Raw genomic sequence first — 18709 nt, 5'->3', positions numbered from 1 at the left:
GGGCTTCCCTAACGACCCGCCCACTCCCGCCACACCGCGTGCCGGGCCACTCTCGCACGTCGGCCGATCCGCCACCGCTGGATCAGCGTGATCGGCGCCCTCCCCAGCACTTCCAGCAGCACGCGCAGGCGCAGCGGCACGTGGAAGTTGGCCGCGGCGGGCCGGTCGCGGCGGACCGGCAGCAGGGCGGTGATGGCCGCGAACCTGGCCAGTTCCCGCAGGGCCGTGCCCGCGGGCGCGCAGCGCAGGAGCATCAGCAGCCGGTTGCGCTCGTTCCAGCGGTGGAACGGGCGGGAGCCGGGGTCGCTGCTCGCGCCGTGCCGGTGGCGGACGCGGGCCGGGCCGACGGACAGCACCCGGTGCCCGGCGAGCCGGAGCCGCCACGCCGTGTCGGTGTCCTCGTAGTAGCAGAAGAACCCGGCCGGGACGCCGCCCGCGCGCTCCAGCGCGTCCCGCCGCAGCAGCGCCGCGCCGCCGCAGAAGCCGAACACCTCGCGACCGGCCAGGACCAGGTCGGCGCCGTGCCCGTCGGAGGTGAGCCGGACGCCGACCGACTGGGTCGAGCCGTCGGCCAGCAGCATGGACGGTGTCGCGGCGGCGGCGTCGGGCGTGGCGTCCAGGGCGTCCTCGAGGGCGGCGAGCCAGCCGTCGTCGGGCGCCGCGTCGTCGTTGAGCCAGGCCACGTACTCGGTGGTGATCCTCGGCAACGCCGCCGCGATACCACCCGCGTAACCGCGGTTCACGGGCAGGCGCAGGGTCTCCGGGCGGCTCGGGTGCGCGGCGACGAGGTCGGCGGTGCCGTCGTCGGAGGCGTTGTCGACGACGAGTGTCCTGTGTGGACGCTGACGGGCGAGGGCGTCGAGGCAGGCGGTGATGTGCTCGCGGCCACGCCACGTCACCACGACCACCGTCGTGCTGGGGATCGGCACGGCGTGAGACGGTACGCGACGTGCCCGACCTCGTTGTGCTGACCGAGCAGTTGCTGGCGCCGGTGCCCGGCGGCACCGGCCGGTACACGCGCGAGCTGGCCGCCGCGCTGGCCGCCACCGCGCCCGCCGGGTGGACCGTGACGGGGGTGGTGAGCAGGCACGCGGACCCGTCGGCCGCCGTGATCCCCGGTGTGCGGGGTCCGCGCGTGCTGCCGTTGCCCCGACGTGCGCTGATCGCGGCCTGGGAGCGGGGTGTGCCGTACTGGCCGGGCGGTGACTCGGTGCACGCGTTCACGCCGTTCGCGCCGCCGCGCGGGCGGGTGGTGGTGACCGTGCACGACACCGTGCCGTGGACGCACCCGTCGACCTTGACGCCGCGCGGGGTGGCGTGGCACCAGCGCGTGATCAGCCGCGCGGTGGCCCGTGCGGGCGCGATCGTGGTGCCGACGTCGGTCGTCGCGGAGGAGCTGCGGAGGTACGCGCCGGGACCGGCGCCCGTCCACGTGGTGGGCAACGGGGTGACGGAGTTCCCGCCGGAGGAGCCGGTGGACGTGCCGCCCCGTTACGTGCTGGCGATCGGCACCATCGAGCCGCGCAAGGGCTTCGACCTGCTGGTGACCGCGACCGCCGAGCTGGGCGTGCCGCTGGTGGTGGTCGGGCCGCAGGGGTGGGGCGGGGTGGACCTGCGTGCGCCGCACGTCCACCTGCTGGGACGGTTGACCGACGCCCGGCTGGCGTTCGTGCTGCGGCGGGCGGCGGTGCTGGCCGCGCCGAGCCTGGCCGAGGGGTTCGGGCTGCCGGTGGTGGAGGCGATGGCGGCCGGCGTGCCGGTGGTCCACTCGGACGCGCCCGCGCTGGTCGAGGTGGCAGGCGGCGCCGGGGTGGCCGTGCCGCGCGGCGACGGTGCGGCGCTCGTCACAGCACTTCGTGCGGTGCTGTCGGATCCTGGTGCGGCCGAACGCCTGATCGCCGCGGGTCTGCGGCGGGCCGAGGCGTTCACCTGGGAAAACGCCGCGCGGTCTGTGTGGGTGATCCACCTCGGGATGTTTCGTCGTTGAATCGTTTGCGCCATTCCCGGTCAACCTGTCGGCCGTCCGCCGTACCCTTCACCGCGTGTCACCCGTCGAACCCAGCGTGCTGATCGACGCCACCGCCGTCCCAGCCGACCGAGGTGGCGTCGGGCGGTACGTGGACTCCCTGGTGGCCGCGCTGGACGCGGACGGCGCACGGCTCAGCGTGGTGTGCCAACCCCGTGACGCGGCGCTCTACACGTCACTGGCGCCCGACTCGCGGGTCATCCCGGCGGCGGACGCGGTGGCGACCCGGACCGCGCGGCTGACGTGGGAGCAGACGACCCTGCCGAGGCTGGCGAACCGGCTCGGCGTGGCGGTCGTGCACTCGCCGCACTACACCGTGCCGCTGGCGAACCGGGCGGCGTCCGTGGTGACGCTGCACGACGCGACCTTCTTCACCGACCCGGTGCTGCACTCGTCGGTCAAGGCCCGCTTCTTCCGGGCCTGGACCAGGGCGTCGCTGCGGCGGGCCGCGCTGTGCGTCGTGCCGTCTCGGGCGACCGCCGACGAGCTGGCCCGGGTGGCGGGCGCGGACCGGCGGTTGCTGCACATCGCCCAGCACGGCGTGGAGAACGAGCGGTTCCACCCGCCGACGCCCGAGCAGGTGGCCTCGGTCCGCCGGATGCTGTCGCTGGGCGACGCGCCCTACGTGGCGTTCTTGGGCGCCCTGGAGCCGCGGAAGAACGTCCCGGCGCTGATCCGCGGTTTCGCGCAGGCGTGCCGCGACCGGCCGAACCCGCCCGCGCTCGTGCTCGCCGGCCAGCCCGGCTGGGACAGCCAGGTCGAACGGGCGCTGGACGCCGTGCCGCACCGGGTCCGCGTGATCCGGGCCGGTTACCTGCCGTTCTCGTCGCTGGCCGGTTTCCTGGGCGGCGCGGAGCTGGTGGCGTACCCGTCGCTCGGCGAGGGGTTCGGGCTGCCCGTGCTGGAGGCGATGGCCTGCGGCGCGGCCGTGCTGACGACGCGGCGGCTGAGCCTGCCCGAGGTGGGCGGCGACGCGGTGGCGTACTGCGGGGTCGGCGCGGGTGACATCGCGGCGGCCCTCGGCGAGCTGCTGGACGACCCGGCCCGGCGCGCCGAGCTGGCGGCGGCGGCGGTCGTGCGGGCGAAGGACTTCTCCTGGTCCACGTCGGCGGCCCGGCACCGGTTGGCCTACGAGCGCGCGGCGCGCACGCACCGGCAGCGTTGATCCCGGTTCTCCCGATTTCGTCTGTCCACTTGCGCCATGGATACCCCCCATGGGTATAGTTCCCGCATGAAGGCATCCTGGTCAATGGCGGTATCGGCGACACTGCACTGCCTCACCGGCTGTGCCATCGGCGAAGTGCTCGGCATGGTCATCGGCACCGCGATCGGCTTGCCCAACTGGGGCACCGTCGTGCTGGCCGTGGCGTTGGCGTTCTTCTTCGGCTACGCGCTGACGCTGCGCGGCGTGCTGAAGACCGGTCTCGGCTTCGGCGCGGCGCTGAAGGTGGCGCTGGCCGCGGACACCGTGTCCATCGCGGTCATGGAGGTCGTCGACAACGCGATCATGCTGGTGGTGCCGGGCGCGATGGAGGCCGGCGTCTCCAGCCTGCTGTTCTGGGGCGCGCTGGCGTTCTCGTTGGCGGTGGCGTTCGTGCTGACCGTGCCGGTGAACCGGTGGCTCATCTCGCGCGGAAAGGGGCACGCCGTCGTGCACCACGCCCACCACCACTAGGGTGGCCGGCGTGACGCGTTACGGAGATGAGCTGGCGGTGGTGACCGTCACCTACTCGCCCGGTGAGACCCTGGACACCTTCCTGTCCACGTTGTCCGCGGCGACCACGCGACCGGTGTCGGTGGTGCTGGCGGACAACGGGTCCACCGACGGTGTGCCCGAACGCGCCGCCGCCGAGCACCCGCACGTGACCCTCGTGCCGACCGGGGGCAACCTCGGCTACGGCGCCGGCGCGAACCGGGGCGTCGCGTCGCTGCCGTCGTCGGTCGGGTGGGTGGTGATCGCCAACCCGGACCTGTCGTGGGGCGTCGGCAGCCTGGACGAGCTGCTGGAGGCCGCCAAGCGGTGGCCCCGCGGCGGCGCGTTCGGCCCGCTGATCCGGGAGCCGTCCGGCGCGGTGTACCCGTCGGCGCGGCTGCTGCCGTCGTTGGGGCGAGGGCTGGGTCACGCGTTGTTCGCGGTCGTGTGGCCGTCGAACCCGTGGTCGCGGGAGTACCGGCAGGCGGCGGCGACGCCGGAGGAGCGGACGGCAGGCTGGCTGTCCGGCTCGTGCCTGCTGCTGCGGCGGGAGGCGTTCGACTCGGTCGACGGTTTCGACCCCCGGTACTTCATGTACTTCGAGGACGTGGACCTCGGCGACCGCCTCGGCCGTGCGGGCTGGCTGAACGTGTACGTGCCGGAGGCGGAGGTCGTGCACATCGGCGGCCACTCGACCCAGCGCGCGTCGAAGCGCATGCTCGCCGCCCACCACTCCAGCGCGTACCGCTACCTGGCCGACCGCCACCGCGGCCCGCTGTGGGCGCCGCTGATGCTGGCCGTGCGCGCGGGCCTGTCGTTGCGGCTTCGCCTGATGACGCGCTGATCGCACCTTGCCGCGGGCCGTTCCCGTGGATGATGTCCCGGTGCGCCGCTCTCTCTCCTACAGCGACGCGGTGAAGCTGCTCGGCGGCGACACCGGTCTCGTGAAGTTCCTGGACCTGGCCTCGGCGGCGGCCGTGCTGCTCACGGGTGGGATAGACCTGCTGGACGCCCGCACGGAGGTCGTGCGGGTGAGCAAGCAGGTGCTGTCCTCCGTGCGCGAGCGGGTGGCCGGCCTGCACCGCGTCGACCGGACCCGATTACTGGAAGCCGCGCACAGCATCCTCGTGGTCACCTCGTTCTTCGAGGCCCTGGACGGGTTGAGGATGCCGTTCAAGATCAACATCAGCGCGAGCGAGCAGCTGGTCCTCGCCGGCGGCCGGCCCGTGCCAGAGCCCAAGGCCCGCGTCGTCAGCGCGCTGCTGGACACGACGATCCCCCTGCCGAGCGCCGAACAGCCCCCCGACGCCGTCACCGCCGACCTGTCGGCCTTCTACATGAACACGACCTCGAGGCTCATCGACTTCATCGCGGGCTTCGAGGCCTGGGGTGACCTCCCCCTGATCAGACGCGACGAATTCTTCGTGAGGGCACAGGAGCTGCCGCGCCAGGCCGTGGCCCTCTACCAGGCGCGATACCGGCAACTGGCGGTCGATTGCCCCGAGTTCGCGGTGTGGGCCTCCGGCATCGAGCACGCGGCGACCCGGGCCGAGGTCCGCACCGCTCTGGAGGACATGCGAGGGCTGTTGGCGCAGCTCGCGGGCGCCCAGCCGCCGGACGAACGCCGCACCGGCCTGGCCCGGAGCTGCCGCGCCGAGCTGGACCGGCCGATCGTCGACGGCGAGGTCCCGTCCGGGCTGGTGCTGCCGACGTTGGCCCAGGCGTACGTGTCGCCGCGCTTCAAGGTCGCCGAAGCCGGCACGGCCGACGACGTCAGCGCGGACGCCTGGTGGTCCGACGAGCCGGTCCGCACCGACCTGGACGACTACCTGGCCGGCTACTTCACCTCGTCGCAGGCGACCGCCGCGCCGCTGGTCGTGCTGGGGCAACCGGGCGCGGGCAAGTCGTTGCTGACCAAGGTGCTCGCCGCGCAGTTGCCGGCCGAGGACTTCCTGCCGATCCGGGTCGTGCTGCGGGACGTGCCGGCCGACGCGACGTTGCAGGACCAGGTCGAGGACGCCATCACGCGGGCCACGGGCGAGCGGCTGACCTGGCCCGACCTGGCCCGCGCGGCGGCGCCCGCCGTTCCGGTGGTGCTCCTGGACGGCTTCGACGAGCTGCTCCAGGCCACGGGTACGAGCAGGTCGGACTACCTGGCGCGGGTCCGCGACTTCCAGCGCCGTGAGTCGGACCAGGGACGTGCGGTGATCGTCGTGGTGACCAGCCGGATCGCGGTCGCGAACCGCGCGCGGTTCGCCGGCTCCACCATGGTGCTGAAGCTGGAGCCGTTCGGCGAGGACCAGGTCCGCCGCTGGCTGGACGTGTGGAACACCGTCAACCCGGGCGCGGTGCTGTCGCCCGAGGTCGCGCTGCGGTTCGCGGACCTCGCCGGCCAGCCGTTGCTGCTGTTCATGCTGGCGCTCTACAACGCCGACGGGAACGCCCTGCACACCGAAGGGGCGGAACTCGCCAAGGCCCGCCTGTACGAGCGGTTGTTGACCAGGTTCGCCCGGCGCGAGGTCGCCAAGAGCCTGCACGGCGCGTTGGACGACCAGGTCGACCAGGCCGTGGAGGAGGAGCTGGTCAGGCTGTCGGTGGTCGCCTTCGCGATGTTCAACCGCGGCGTGCAGTGGGTCGACGAGACCGAGTTGGACGACGACCTGAACGCCCTGCTGCACACCGGGGCGCGAGGCGTGCGGGACAAGCTCCGGCTCAGCTCGGCCCAGCTGGCGGTCGGCCGGTTCTTCTTCGTCCACGCCGCCCGCGCCGCGCACGACGGCCAGGTCTCGCGGACCTACGAGTTCCTGCACGCGACGTTCGGCGAGTACCTGGTGGCCCGCCTGGTCCACCGGGTGTCGCTGGACCTGCTCGCCCGGGAGCGCGCGGCCAAGTCGCGTTACGGGCGTCAGGAACCCGGCACGGGTTGGCTCGAACCCGTGCTGTCCTTCGCGCCCCTCACCACCCGCGCGCCCGTGGTCTCGTTCTTGCGCGAGCTGTTCGACGGCACCCCGGAAGCCGACCGCGCGGCGCTGCACGGGCTGTTCACCGACCTGGTCGGCACGGCCCAGCACCGGCAACCGGGCGTCGACCACCCCGACTACCTGCCGCGCACCCACGCGATTGCCCACCGCATCGCGGCGTACACGGCGAACCTCGTAGTCCTGGCCGTCGTCGTCCGCGGACGGTTGGCGGACTTCGACCGGGACGAGTGGCAGGCGCTGGCGCTGCTGTGGCAGTCGCAACTCGACGGGGAGGAATGGGCCAGGCTGATCGGGGTGCTGGACGTCGAGCGCCTGCGCGTGGACGGCGAGTCGACCATCGCGGTGGGCCTGTCGGGGGGCTGGTTCGACTCGCAAATCGACATGGGGTGGTTGACGGGTCTCGACCCCGACATGCGTGGCGCCCACCTGCCGCCCTTGCTCGACGAATTGCAGCGGTGGGAGGACTTCCGCCCGACCTGGTCCGGTGGACATGCGCTGCACAACCTCGAACCACTCATAGCCACGATGGATCGCGCGCTGAATTCGCTGGTGCCGCACGAAGGCGAATTCCACACCTTCGCGCGACTGCTGCTTACCGTGCTCACCTCCGAAGACCCGTCCGAGCGGGTCGCCGCCTACACGACCGCCTTGTCGTCGCTCGACGACCGGAAGTTCCTGCTCGAACCGGGCTACTGGACGCTGCTCTTCACCACCCTGGCCAGGGACGAGGCGGCCACGGTCCCGTTGCTCGACCTGGCGACCCTGTACGGGGCGAGGACCAAGGCGGAGCCGGCGGCGTTGATCGCCTGCGCGTTGCGGCTGATGCGGATGACCGGGACGGCTCGCCGCCGCGCGGTCGACCTGATCGCGTACGTGTTGTCCGCCGCCGAGGTGCTCGACCTGCGACTGGTCGCCGAAGTGCTGATCTGCTTCACCGACATGGGCCTGGACACCCGGTTGCTGAACGTGTTGCGCGACGTCCGGGAACTGTTCGGGGAGGCCCAGGTCGAGGCGATCGCGCGGTTCGACCGGCAGCTGGCCGCCCGGCTGGAGCGGGCGTTGGCGTCGATCGGTCCGGACGATCACATGGCGCGGTAGTCGCGGGGCGAGAAGCGGGGGCCCCGGCGTGGCTTGGTGACCCCGGAGGCGAGGATGTAGCGGACGGCGCGGTGGCGTTGAGGCGCGTACGGGGCGAGGAGTTCGGCCATGCCGTCGTCGTCCACCGCCTCGCCGACCAGCGCCCAGCCGACGATCCCGGCCAGGTGGTAGTCGCCGAAGCTGACCGCGTCCGGGTCGCCCCAGGCCCGTTGCGCGACCTCCGCCGCCGTCCAGACGCCGATGCCGGGGACCTTCCGGAGCAGGTTGCGACCTTCCTCGCCGCCCAGCTCGGACGCGCGCTCCAGCCGGTGCGCCACCTGGGCCGCCGCGATCAGGGCACGGCGACGTCCGCCGTCGACCCCCGCCTTGTGCCACTCCCAGTCGGTGATGCCCAAGATCGCCCTTGGCGTCGGCGGCACCTGGAGGCCGGTCGTGCCGGGCGCGGGCGTGCCGAATCGCCGGGCCAGCTCGCGGTACGACCGGAACGCCTCGATGCCCGTGACCTTCTGCTCCAGGATCGAGGGCAGCAGCGCGTCCCACACGCGGCCCGTCGTGCCGAGCCTGATGCCCGGACGTCGCCGCCGCGTCTCCGCGACCAACGGGTGGTGGCATTCGAACGCGGAGTCGTCGTCACCGGCTCCCAGCAACGCCGGCAGGCCGTCCAGCAGCCACTCCGCACCCTCGCCCCACGCGTCCGCCTCCACCACGTCGGTGACGCGGACGCGCAGGGTTCCCGGCCCGGTCGGGGTGTTGGCGGCCAGCCACACCCCGTCGGCGCCGACGCGGAACGTGGGGTCGCCCGCGCCCCGCCGCAACGGCATCAGCAGCGCGCCGACGTCCAGCGGGAACGTCGGCGTCCACGTCCTACTCGGCATCACGGGCCATCACACCTCGGCTACACATCGGCGGAGAACCGCACCCCGCCCTCCGGCAGCACGACACCCGGCCACACGCGGGCGCCGTTGATCAGCTCGCACCGCGCGCCGACGACCGCGTCGTCACCGATCACCGCGTCCGACACCACCGCACCGGCCTGCACCAGCGAGTTCGCACCCAGGACGCTGCGCTCCACGCGCGCGCCCTCGCCGACCACCGCGCCGTCGAACAGCACCGAGCCGTCCACCACCGCGCCGGCCGCGACCGTGCAGTTCGCGCCGATCGTCGCGCCGCCCGTGACCACCGCGCTGCCGTCGACCACCGCGCCGTCGAGGATGACCGCGTCACCCCGCAACGTCAGCGCGGCGGTCGGCGCGATGCCGCGCACCAGGTCCGCCGAACCCTGCACGAACGCGGCCGGCGTGCCGAGGTCCAGCCAGTACGACGCGTCCACGTACCCCTGCACGCGCGCGCCCGCCGCCAGGAGCCCCGGGAACGTCTCGCGCTCCACCGACACCGGCCGACCTGCGGGGATGTCCTCGATCACCTCGCGCCGGAACACGTAGCAGCCCGCGTTGATCTGGTTCGTCGGCGGGTTCTCCGTCTTCTCCAGGAACGCCGTGACGCGGCCGTCGTCGTCCGTCGGGACGCAGCCGAACCGGCGCGGGTCGTCCACCCGGACCAGGTGCAGCGTGGCGTCGGCCTCGGCCTTGCGGTGCGTGTCGACCACGGCGCGCAGGTCGACGCCCGACAGGATGTCGCCGTTGAACACCATCACGTCACGTTCGCGCAGCTTGTGGGCGACGTTGCGGATCGCGCCGGCCGTGTCCAGCGGCACGTCCTCGACCACGTACTCCAGCTCGAGGCCGAGCGCCGCGCCGTCACCGAAGTGCTCCTGGAAGACCTCGGCCTTGTAGGACGTGCCCAGCACGACGTGCGTCATGCCGGCTTCCCGGATCCGCGACAGCAAGTGGGTGAGGAACGGCACCCCGGCGGTCGGCAGCATGGGCTTGGGCGCGGACAGGGTCAGTGGTCGGAGTCGGGTTCCCTTGCCCCCGACCAGAACCACTGCCTCGGCGCCTTGCAGCTCCGACATGCCGTTTTTCCTCCTCCGCTTACTTCCACCTGTAGTTTGCGAATACTCTGGCATGAGCACTCCGGAGGCACGGGCGGTGGTCCGTGTCGACGAGCGTCACCGATCGGCACCGCCGGCGTTCCCCCAGCCGGCCCAAGGCACACGCAGGAGAGATCCGGATGGACCCCCGCGCTCGGGCCGACGCGGCGCTGGCCCGTGCTCGTGCACGTGGCCGCCACGTCGTGACGCCGGACAACATGACGTCTCCGATGGACTCGTCGGCGACCCAGCAGATCCCGCGAGCCGTGGTCAACGCGGTCGACCCGCGTGGCGACGACCCGGACTCGACCATGGTCCTGGCCGCGCACGTCGCCGCAGGTCAGCCCGCCCCGCCGCCCCCGGCGGCACCCGAGCCGGAACCGGAGCAGCGCGTTGCCCCGGGCCCGGTCCCGACCGTCCAACAGGTCCCGACCGCCCGCCCGTCGCTGTCCCAACGCCTCTCGGGCGGCCAACCGCACCACCCCCCAGGCCTCTCCCAACGCCTGAACGGCGACACCTGACCCCCGCGAGAGTCCTACGCTCAGCCCTCGGGAGTCCTACGTTCGCGTGCCCTGAGTTCAACGCTCAGCCATACCGGTCGGTCGGCCGAATGGTGAACTCAGGTGTTCTGAACGTAGGACTCTCGGCCGCTGAACGCAGGTCTCTCGCAGGGTCAGAGGTGGGGGTGGGCGGCGGTGATCATGGGGTGCAGGTCGTCCACGTCCGGTGGCAGGGCGGTCAGCGGCCACCAGCGCAGGTCCAGCGATTCCGAGCTGCGGGTCGGTTCGGCGGACGCCGGGGCGCGGACCAGGAAGCGGACGTCGAAGTGACGGGTCGGCTTGCCCAGTGAGCACGTGATCGGGTGCACGTCCAGGTGGATCGGCGCCGGCGAGATGCGCAGGCCCGTGATGCCCGACTCCTCCGTCGCCTCACGCAGCGCCGCACCGGCCAACGTCGTGTCCGACGCCTCGCAGTGCCCGCCCAACTGCAGCCAACGACCCACGCGCGGGTGCAGGGTGAGCAACGTCGCATCCCCGGAGGACGACACCACCAGGGCCGACGCCGTGATGTGCCCCGGCTCGCACGAACGCGAGCACGCGTCCTCCCGAGCCGCCAGGAACCCCAGGTAAGCCTGCCGCAGCGACTCCTGCGCCCGGTCGGCGGGACGCCAAGCGCCCAACGTCGCCACCGCGTCCCCGTGCAGAGCGGAGCTCACAGGTCCAGGTACCTCTCGCCCGGATCCGGCAGCCCGCGCGGCGTCAGCTCCGTCTCCGGGTGCCCGACCGCCACCGCGCCCAAAGGCTCCCAGTCGCCCGGCAGCCCCAGCACGTCACGCACCACGTCCGCGCAGAAGATCGTGGACGACACCCAGCACGACCCGAGCCCTTCGGCGGCCAACGCCACCAGCAGCCCCTGCACCGCCGCGCCACCCGCGACCGTGAACATCGTCCGCTCCGCCGCCGCACGCCGCTCGTCCGGATACGAGTGCGCCCCCGACCGCACCAGGAACGGCACGACGATCTCCGGCGCGCTCCGCAGGAAGTCACCCCGCCCGACCCGCGCCGCGACCCGCTCCTCCGACCACCCGTCGGCACGGAGGTCCGCCCGCCACCGGTCGGCCATCGCGTCCAGCAGCACGTCCCGCCGAGCGGTCAGCCGCACGAACCGCACGGGCTGAGTGTGGTGCGGCGCGGGCGCGGTCAACGCCGCCGCCACGGCCCGCCGCACGGCGTCCACCGACACCGGAGCCGACGAGAACGACCGCACCGAACGGCGCAGCAGCACCGCCTCCGCCCGTCCCTGCGCCACCGCCTCGTCCGTGCCCAGCCAGAACATGTCGTCCGCCACCGGTCGGATCAGCTCGCGCGCCGTCGACCCGTCGTCCGAGAACGGCAACCCGCGCACGACCGCCACCGGCACCGCGCCGAGCTTGCCCTTCACCAGGTCGGCCGCCGCCGCGACCTCGTCGGCCACCGCGACCTCGGTCACCACGAGGGGGTTCCCGTAGCTGTCGACCGAACCCCCGTACCGGTGCAGCACCGCCAGCCCGGACGACCCGATCGCCGCGTCCGTCTGGCCGACCCGCCACGCCCGGCCCATCGTGTCGGTCACCACGACCGCCACCGACACGCCCAACCGCGCCGCCAACTCACCCCGCAACGCCGCCGCGGACCCGTCCGGGTCGACCGGCAGCAACGCGATCTCGTCGCCGTTCACGTTCGACGCGTCCACGCCGGACGCCGCCTGCACGACCCCGAGCTTGTTCTCGGTGATCAACGTCCGCCCGCGCCGCGCCAGCACGCGCACCGACTCGGCCTCGACCCACTCCCGCCGCACGGCGTCGCGCGCCTCGGGATCGGCCGGCACGGACACCAGTCGACCCTCCACTTTGGACAACACCTTGGACGTCACGACGACGATGTCGCCGTCCGCCAACCACGGCGCGGCCGACGCGATGGCGGACGCCAGGTCGTCACCGGGCCGGAACTCCGGCAGCCCCGCCACCGGCAACACCGTGATCGGCGCGGACGCCGCGTGGTCAGCCAACGTCGACCCCGGCCAGTTCCAGCGCCGCCCGCGCCATCGCCGCCGTCGCGTCCACATCGGACATCAACAGCGGCACCGCGCGCACCGCGACACCCGGCACGTCGCACCGGTCGCCGGTGTGCACGAGCCAACCGTCCAGCACGCCCTTGTCCGTGGTCCGGCGCGACCCGTAGTACCGGCCGACGGCCTCGGCGGAGGTCTCCACCCCGATCGCCGACAGGCACGCGTCCGCCATCCCGCGCAGCGGCTTGCCGCCGATGATCGGCGACAGCCCCACCACACCGGCCTCGGTCTTGCGCAACGCGTCGCGCATGCCCGGCACGCCGAGGATGGTGTTCACGCTCACCACCGGGTTGGACGGCGCGATCAGCACCGCGTCGGCGTCGCGCACGGCGTCCAGCACGCCGGGGGCGGGCGTCGCCGTCTCCACCCCGACCGACGCGAACGACCGCGCGGGCAGCTGGGCCCGGTGCTTGACCCACCACTCCTGGAAGTGGATCGCCTGCTCGTTCTCGTCCGCGGTCACCACGACGTGGGTCTCGACCCGGTCGTCCGACATCGGCAGCAGCCGCACGCCCGGCTGCCAGCGGTGGCACAACGCCTCCGTCACGGCCGACAGCGGGTAGCCCGCGCGCAGCATCCGGGTGCGCACCAGGTGCGTCGCGATGTCCCGGTCGCCGAGCCCGAACCACGTCGGGTCGGCGCCGTAGGCGGCCAACTCCTCCTTGGCCGACCACGTCTCGTTCGCACGTCCCCAGCCGCGCTCCTTGTCGATGCCGTCACCGAGGGTGTACATGCAGGTGTCCAGGTCGGGACAGATCCGCAACCCGTGCATCCACACGTCGTCACCCGTGTTCACCACGGCGGTGATCTCGTGCTCCGGGCCGGCCAGCAGGCTCTTCAGCCCGACCAGGAACCGCGCCCCGCCAACCCCGCCAACCAGTACGACGACCTTCACGAGTCGTCATCCTCCCACCGCTCGTCACCGCCAGAACAGGAAGGTGCCCTGCCCGCGCGCGGCCAGCCACCGGTCGCCGCCGATCATCTCGAACACCGAGTACCCGGCCTCGAAGAACAACCGGCCGATGGTCGGGAACCCGATCAGCACCGCGAAGAGCACGAACGGCGCCCACATCCGCGCCTTCGCGCCGAACTGCCGAGCCGAGTAGGACATGTACGGCTCGATCGCGCCCCAGCCGTCCAGCCCCGGGATCGGCAGGATGTTGAGCACGAACGCGAGGATCTGCACGGCCGCCAGGTACGACAGGGCGGCGGCCAAACCCGCGGGCGGCGTGAAAAGGATCACCGACAGCGACAGCAGCACCCCGAGCACCAGGTTGCTCAGCGGTCCGGCCAACGACACCATCGACTCCACGCGCTTGTCGCGCAGCGCGTGGTGGTTGATCCACACCGCGCCGCCGGGCAGCGGGATCCCGCCGAACGCCAGCAGCACCAGCGGCAGCACGATGCTGAACACCGGGTCGGTGTAGCGGCGGATGTCGAGCGTCAGGTAGCCCTTGGCCCGCACGGCGTAGTCGCCGCCGCGGTAGGCCACGATCGCGTGGCCGAACTCGTGCAGGCACAGCGAAACCGCCCAGCCGCCCAGCACGAACAGCACCGTGCCCGCGGTCACCGCGGCCGTGGAGTCGTCGAACAGGGTCAGCACGGCGCCTGCCACCGTCACCGCGAGCAGGCTGAGGAACAGTGGACTCGGACGCACCGCTGATCGCTTCACGCTTCCAGTGTGGCCTCTCCGGACCGGTGGCTCACAGCCCGTCCGGTAGGCCATCCGCGCAGCCGTTATCGCTCGGCGCACCGCCTCAATCACCGTCAGTGCTGCTAGTCAAGGCTTTTCGCGCCATCTGCGGGAATATCCCCCGTCCTGTGGACTCCGCTTGACCGCGTGTTGTGACACAGGTGTAATCACATCGGTGTCATTCGTCGTTGTGGGGACGGCGAGTGGTGTCCGCCAACCGGGGAGAGCGGAAGGCGAGGAGGCGGACTATGCAGGAATTCGACGGGGGTCGCATCGTGGACGGGGACGTCCCGGCACCGGAGCCGGTCGTACTCGACCTGTTCGACGCGGCCGATGAGCAGGACTGGCAGGAGCGCGCCCTGTGCGCGCAGACCGACCCCGAGGCGTTCTTCCCGGAGAAGGGCGGCTCGACCAGGGAGGCCAAGCGGATCTGCCTCGGTTGTGAGGTGCGCTCCGAATGCCTGGAGTACGCCTTGCAGCACGACGAGCGCTTCGGCATTTGGGGCGGGCTGTCCGAGCGTGAGCGGAGGAAGCTCAAAAAGCGCGCGGTGTGATCGAGGCGCACGGGTGATCGCTTGCGGGTTCGCTCTGGCTTACCGTGGTCGTCCCACGGCGTAGTCGGAGCGACCTAGGAGCGGCACTTGACGAGCGGGGCCACTCCGCGGCTGCGCACCGCGCCCGTGCTGGCGGTGCTGGTGTGCCACGACGGCGACCGGTGGCTGGGCACGGCGCTGTCGTCGCTGCGCCGCCAGCAGCCGCGTCCGCGGCACGTGATCGCGGTCGACACGGGTTCCCTGGACGGCACCGCGAAGCTGCTCGCCGAAGCAGCCGAAGGTCCCGATCGGGTGATCGACGGCGTGCTGACGCTGCCCCGCGGCACCGGGTTCGGGGAGGCCGTGCGGGCCGCCCTCGAGCACGCCGTGCAGCGGTGGGGCGATCCGGGCGCGTGGCTGTGGTTGCTGCACGACGACTGCGCGCCGGAACCGGACTGCCTGTCCGCGTTGCTGACCGCGGCCGAGGTGTCGCCGTCGGCGGCCGTGCTCGGTCCGCTGAGCCTGGACTGGGCCGACCCGCGGCTGGTGGTGGAAGCGGGGCTGTCGACCGACGCGTCCGGCCACCGGCAGACCGGCATGGGTCGGGTCGAGTTGGCCGGGTCGTTCCAGCAGAGCACCGAGGCGTTGGCGGTGCCGTCGGCGGGGTCGCTGATCCGCCGCACGGCGTGGGAAGAGCTCGGCGGCTACGACCGCACGATGCCGTTGCTGCGCGACGACATCGACTTCGGCTGGCGCGCCAACCTCGCCGGGCACCTCGTGCTGTCCGTCCCGGTGGCGCGGATGCGGCACGCGCGTGCGGCGGGACGTGGCGCCCGGCGGTTGGACGCGGCGGCCGGCCGGCCCGGACCGTTGTTGCGCGGCGTGGACCGTGCGCACGGGCTGCGCACGTTCCTGGTCAACTGCGGCACGGTGTCGTTCGTCCTGGGGCTGCCGCGGATCGCGGTGCTCGCGTTCCTGCGCGCCCTGGGCTTCTTGGTGCTGCGCCGCTTTTCCGACGCGCGCGCGGAGCTGGGCGCGCTGCGGTACCTGCTGAGCGGACGGGCCCGGCTGCTGGCCGGGCGTGCCGAGCGGACGGCGCACGGGGTGGTGCGCGGGCTGTTCACCAGCCGGATCACGCGGTCGCGCAACGCGATCCGGGCCGCGTCCGCCGCGTTGGTCCGGCGGCGCGTCGAGGCGGACCTCGCGTTGGGCCGGCTGCCCGAGGACGACTCGAGGCCGGGCGCGTGGTCGCTTCCGTCCGAAGTGGAGCGTCCGGTGGTCGGCCCGGCGGCGCTGCCGGCCGGTGTGCTGTCACGGCGCCGGCCCGTGCGGGCGACCGGTGGGTTGCGCCGGCCCGCGGTGGCGGTGCCGGTCGAGGCGTCCCCGCCGTCCGGGCGGCGGCCCTCGCCGCGCCCGCGCCCGTCGCCGTCGCCGCGCGGGTCGGCCTCGCCGGGCGTCGTGTTCGTGGAGGTGGACCGGGCGCGGGTGCTGTGGTCGTTGGTGCTCGGACCACCGTTGTTGCTGGTCGTGGGGTTGGCGGTGTTCGGCGTCCTGGCGAACGCGGCGCGGATCGGGCTCGACCTGAGCGGCGGTCGGCTGCTGCCGGTCGGCGACCTGGAGAGCACCTGGTCGTCGTACCTGGCGGCGTGGCACCCGGTGGCGGGTGGGACGACCGCGCCCGCGTCGGCGGCGTTGGCCGTGCTCGGGACGGTCGGCGTGCTGGTCGGGTCGCCCGCGTCCCTGGTGGCGTTGTTGTTCATCGGCGACGCGCCGTTGGCCGGGCTGGTGGCGTACGTGGCGTCACGGCGGATGCCGGTGCGGCGGCCCGTGCGCGCGCTGGTGGCGGCGGCGTACGCGTTGCTGCCGGCGGCGACGGCGGCGGTGAGCCAAGGGCGGCTGGACGTCGTCGTGGTGCACGTGCTCGCGCCGGTGGTGTTCGCCGGTGTGGCGTCCGTGCTGCGGGGTGGTGCGGGCGCGTCGTGGCTGCCGGTGGCGTCGGGGACGGCGTTGGCGTTGGCGGCGTTGGGCGCGTTCTCGCCGTTCGTGCACGCGCTGGTGGCGTTGGCGGCGCTGGTGGGGTTCGTGGTGGTGCCCGGGCGGCACGGCGACGGTCGGCGGCGGGTGGCGTCGCTGTTCATGGTGGTGCTGCTGCCGATGGCGTTGCTGCTGCCGTGGCCGGCGGTGGTGCTGCAGAACCCGACCGTCGTGCTGCACGGGGTCGGCGCGTTCGTGGAGTCGCCCGCCGTGGGGCTGGTGGACCTGCTGTCGCTGCGGCCGGGCGGGACGGGCGCGGTGCCGTTCGCCGGGTTGCTGGTGGTCGGGTTCGCGCTGGTGGCGGCGGTGCTGCGGCCGTCGCGGTCGATGCTGGCGGGGTTCGCGGTGGTGGTGCTGGGTGGGTTCGCGGTGATCGTGCTGCGGACCGTGCCGGTGGCGCCGCTGCCCGGCGGTGACGCTTCGCACGGGTGGACCGGCGGGCCGTTGGTGCTGGTCGGGTGGGGGTTGCTGTGGGTGGTGCTGTCGGCGTTCCGGCGGGACGTCGGCACGGTGCCGGTGCGGCGGGTCGTGTCGGTGGTCGGCGTGCTGTCGTTGGTGGTGCTGGCGTGCGCGGGGTTCGCGGGGCTGAGGTCGGGTGCGTTGACGGCGGACGGCGCGCGGTTGCCGTCGACGTTGGCGCAGGAGCTGCCGCGGACCGGGCGGTCGGTGCTCGTGCTGGGGACGCCGACGCGGCTGGTGGCCGGGCGGCTGCCGGCGTTCGGCGACGACGATCTCGTGCCCGTGCCGGCGGCTGTGGCGCGGCTGGAGCGGTGGTCGCGTGACCTGACCGGTGGGTCGCCGGCGGCGGCGCGGGTGGCGTTGGCGCAGGCGGCGGCGGCGGGCGTGGCGTTCGTGGTCGCGCCGGACCTGGGCACGGCGCAGCGGGTGCGTGACGGCGTCGGCGATCTGGTGGCCGTGACGCCGGCGATGTCGGACGGGCGGCCGGTGCTGCGGGTGCAGCTGGCGGCGGGCAACGCCGTGCTGCTGTCCCCGGAGCTGGCGCGGCGGGCACGGACGGGCGGGAACCCGCCGGTGGAGCTGGGCGCGCCCGGTATCGCCCCGGTCGAGGCCGCGCCGCCTGACGTGGGCGTTCAGGTGTCCGAAGGGCCGGAGGGGCGGCTGCTCGTGCTGGCGGCGGAGGAGGAGCCGGGCTGGCGGGCGTGGGTGGACGGCCGTGAGGTGACGATCGTGCGGGCGTGGGGGCACCTGGTCGGCGTGACGGTGCCCACCACGGGCTCGGAGGTCCGCGTGGAGGCGTCCTCGACCCTGCGCGAGCTCCTGCTGATGCTCCAGGCCGCCGCCGCCCTCTTCACGGTCCTGACCGCCATCCCCTCCCGCCGCCGCCCCTGACCGTGGAACTCGGTGGTCCTGAACGTTCGACACGCGGTACCTGAACGTTCGACACGCGTGTGTCGAACGTTCAGGACCACCGTGTCGAACGTTCGGGTACCCCGAGTTCTGCGGTCGGGTCAGTCGCCGTCGATGACGTCCGGGTCCAGGCCCAGGTAGTTGGCCACCTGCTCCACCAGCACGTCGTGCACCAGGTCGGACAGGTCGGCGCCGTCCTTGGCGCGCGCCTCCAGCGGGCGCCGGTAGAGCACGATCCGGGCCCGGCGGTCGGCCCCGGCCGGCACGAGGCGGGCCAGCGGCACGTTGCCGTCCTCGACCACGTCGCCGTTGTCGTCCGACTGGATGTCCGGCACGTCGTCCACCGCGACGTCCAGCTGCGTGAGCTCCGTCCGCCACCGCGCCTCGATCGGCTCCAACGCCTCCAGCACCAGCGCGTCGAACCGCTCCGCCCGGCTGCGGGCCGCCGGCAACGTGGCCGGGTAGAGCGGACCGCGCAGCCCCCGACCGTGCCGGTCGCGGTTGCGTCGCCGCGGAGCGCCCTGCCGCCGTGAACCCCGAGCCATCACCACGAGGTAGAGGGTAGTTGTCCACCCGTGGACCCCGTACAGCCGGACCTCCGCGACCAGGCAACTTGACGCGGCACGGCACCACCGCCAACGCCGCGCCGGAGGTAATCCAACACACGCCGCGCGGGACGCGAT

Annotated in this window: 16 protein-coding genes; 8 read left to right on the top strand and 8 right to left on the bottom strand. The window is 73.2% G+C overall.

The genetic code is table 11. The annotated features are described in order from the left end of the window. Positions 1-8: 8 nt before the first annotated feature. Entirely contained in the window at positions 9-923 is a 915-nt protein-coding gene (locus tag AB0H12_RS31820) for a glycosyltransferase family 2 protein (protein WP_499628171.1), read from the bottom strand. 26 nt (positions 924-949) lie between these two features. Here AB0H12_RS31820 and AB0H12_RS31815 point away from each other — a divergent pair, with 26 nt between their 5' ends. The 5 genes from AB0H12_RS31815 to AB0H12_RS31795 all read left to right on the top strand — a co-directional run bounded on the left by AB0H12_RS31815 (position 950) and on the right by AB0H12_RS31795 (position 7798). Next, on the top strand, positions 950-1987 hold the full coding sequence (locus AB0H12_RS31815) for a glycosyltransferase family 4 protein (protein WP_499628002.1): 1038 nt from the start codon (positions 950-952) through the stop codon (positions 1985-1987). 76 nt (positions 1988-2063) lie between these two features. Further along, a complete protein-coding gene (locus AB0H12_RS31810; RefSeq protein ID WP_499628170.1) occupies positions 2064-3191 on the top strand; it encodes a glycosyltransferase family 4 protein in 1128 nt (375 codons plus the stop codon). 84 nt (positions 3192-3275) lie between these two features. Further along, complete coding sequence (locus AB0H12_RS31805; RefSeq protein ID WP_499628169.1) at positions 3276-3701, top strand: DUF4396 domain-containing protein; 426 nt, start codon at positions 3276-3278, stop codon at positions 3699-3701. Between the two features lie 10 nt (positions 3702-3711). Further along, entirely contained in the window at positions 3712-4563 is an 852-nt protein-coding gene (locus AB0H12_RS31800; RefSeq protein WP_499628000.1) for a glycosyltransferase family 2 protein, read from the top strand. 40 nt (positions 4564-4603) lie between these two features. Next, positions 4604-7798, top strand: coding sequence for an NACHT domain-containing protein (locus AB0H12_RS31795; RefSeq protein WP_499627998.1), 3195 nt, complete (start codon positions 4604-4606; stop codon positions 7796-7798). Here the strand turns inward: AB0H12_RS31795 and AB0H12_RS31790 are convergent. Together AB0H12_RS31790 and manB are read right to left on the bottom strand one after the other, a co-directional pair. Further along, positions 7783-8673: a DNA-3-methyladenine glycosylase family protein gene (locus AB0H12_RS31790; RefSeq protein ID WP_499627996.1), complete on the bottom strand. Its 891-nt coding sequence runs from the start codon at positions 8671-8673 to the stop codon at positions 7783-7785. The genes AB0H12_RS31795 and AB0H12_RS31790 overlap by 16 nt on opposite strands. 20 nt (positions 8674-8693) lie before the next feature. Beyond that, on the bottom strand, positions 8694-9770 hold the full coding sequence (gene manB, locus AB0H12_RS31785) for a mannose-1-phosphate guanylyltransferase (protein WP_499627995.1): 1077 nt from the start codon (positions 9768-9770) through the stop codon (positions 8694-8696). A gap of 158 nt (positions 9771-9928) precedes the next feature. Here manB and AB0H12_RS31780 point away from each other — a divergent pair, with 158 nt between their 5' ends. Then, positions 9929-10309, top strand: a complete 381-nt coding sequence (locus AB0H12_RS31780; RefSeq protein WP_499627993.1) for a hypothetical protein — start codon at positions 9929-9931, stop codon at positions 10307-10309. Positions 10310-10461: 152 nt separating this feature from the next. Here AB0H12_RS31780 and AB0H12_RS31775 read toward each other — a convergent pair whose 3' ends face one another. The 4 genes from AB0H12_RS31775 to AB0H12_RS31760 are packed head-to-tail and all read right to left on the bottom strand — an operon-like array spanning position 10462 to position 14070. Then, entirely contained in the window at positions 10462-11004 is a 543-nt protein-coding gene (locus tag AB0H12_RS31775; RefSeq protein WP_499627991.1) for an NUDIX hydrolase, read from the bottom strand. Then, on the bottom strand, positions 11001-12335 hold the full coding sequence (locus AB0H12_RS31770) for a coenzyme F420-0:L-glutamate ligase (protein ID WP_499627989.1): 1335 nt from the start codon (positions 12333-12335) through the stop codon (positions 11001-11003). The genes AB0H12_RS31775 and AB0H12_RS31770 overlap by 4 nt, the downstream gene beginning before the upstream one ends. Then, positions 12328-13293, bottom strand: coding sequence for a 2-phospho-L-lactate transferase (gene cofD / locus AB0H12_RS31765; protein ID WP_499627987.1), 966 nt, complete (start codon positions 13291-13293; stop codon positions 12328-12330). The genes AB0H12_RS31770 and cofD overlap by 8 nt, the downstream gene beginning before the upstream one ends. Before the next feature lie 24 nt (positions 13294-13317). Beyond that, positions 13318-14070 (bottom strand): site-2 protease family protein, encoded by a 753-nt coding sequence (locus AB0H12_RS31760; protein WP_498785428.1) that lies wholly within the window; start codon positions 14068-14070, stop codon positions 13318-13320. A gap of 269 nt (positions 14071-14339) precedes the next feature. Between AB0H12_RS31760 and AB0H12_RS31755 the strand changes: the two genes are divergently transcribed. Both AB0H12_RS31755 and AB0H12_RS31750 read left to right on the top strand, forming a co-directional pair. Further along, positions 14340-14645, top strand: a complete 306-nt coding sequence (locus tag AB0H12_RS31755; RefSeq protein ID WP_053723270.1) for a WhiB family transcriptional regulator — start codon at positions 14340-14342, stop codon at positions 14643-14645. An 87-nt stretch (positions 14646-14732) separates the two neighbouring features. Then, positions 14733-18008 (top strand): glycosyltransferase, encoded by a 3276-nt coding sequence (locus tag AB0H12_RS31750; protein WP_499627985.1) that lies wholly within the window; start codon positions 14733-14735, stop codon positions 18006-18008. A gap of 119 nt (positions 18009-18127) precedes the next feature. Here the strand turns inward: AB0H12_RS31750 and AB0H12_RS31745 are convergent, their stop codons facing one another. Next, entirely contained in the window at positions 18128-18571 is a 444-nt protein-coding gene (locus AB0H12_RS31745; protein ID WP_499628168.1) for a metallopeptidase family protein, read from the bottom strand. Between the last annotated feature and the right edge of the window lie 138 nt (positions 18572-18709).

This window comes from Actinosynnema sp. NPDC023794, assembly GCF_040639675.1.
Classification (GTDB): domain Bacteria; phylum Actinomycetota; class Actinomycetes; order Mycobacteriales; family Pseudonocardiaceae; genus Actinosynnema; species Actinosynnema luteola.
This window is presented reverse-complemented; position numbering and strand designations above follow the sequence as displayed.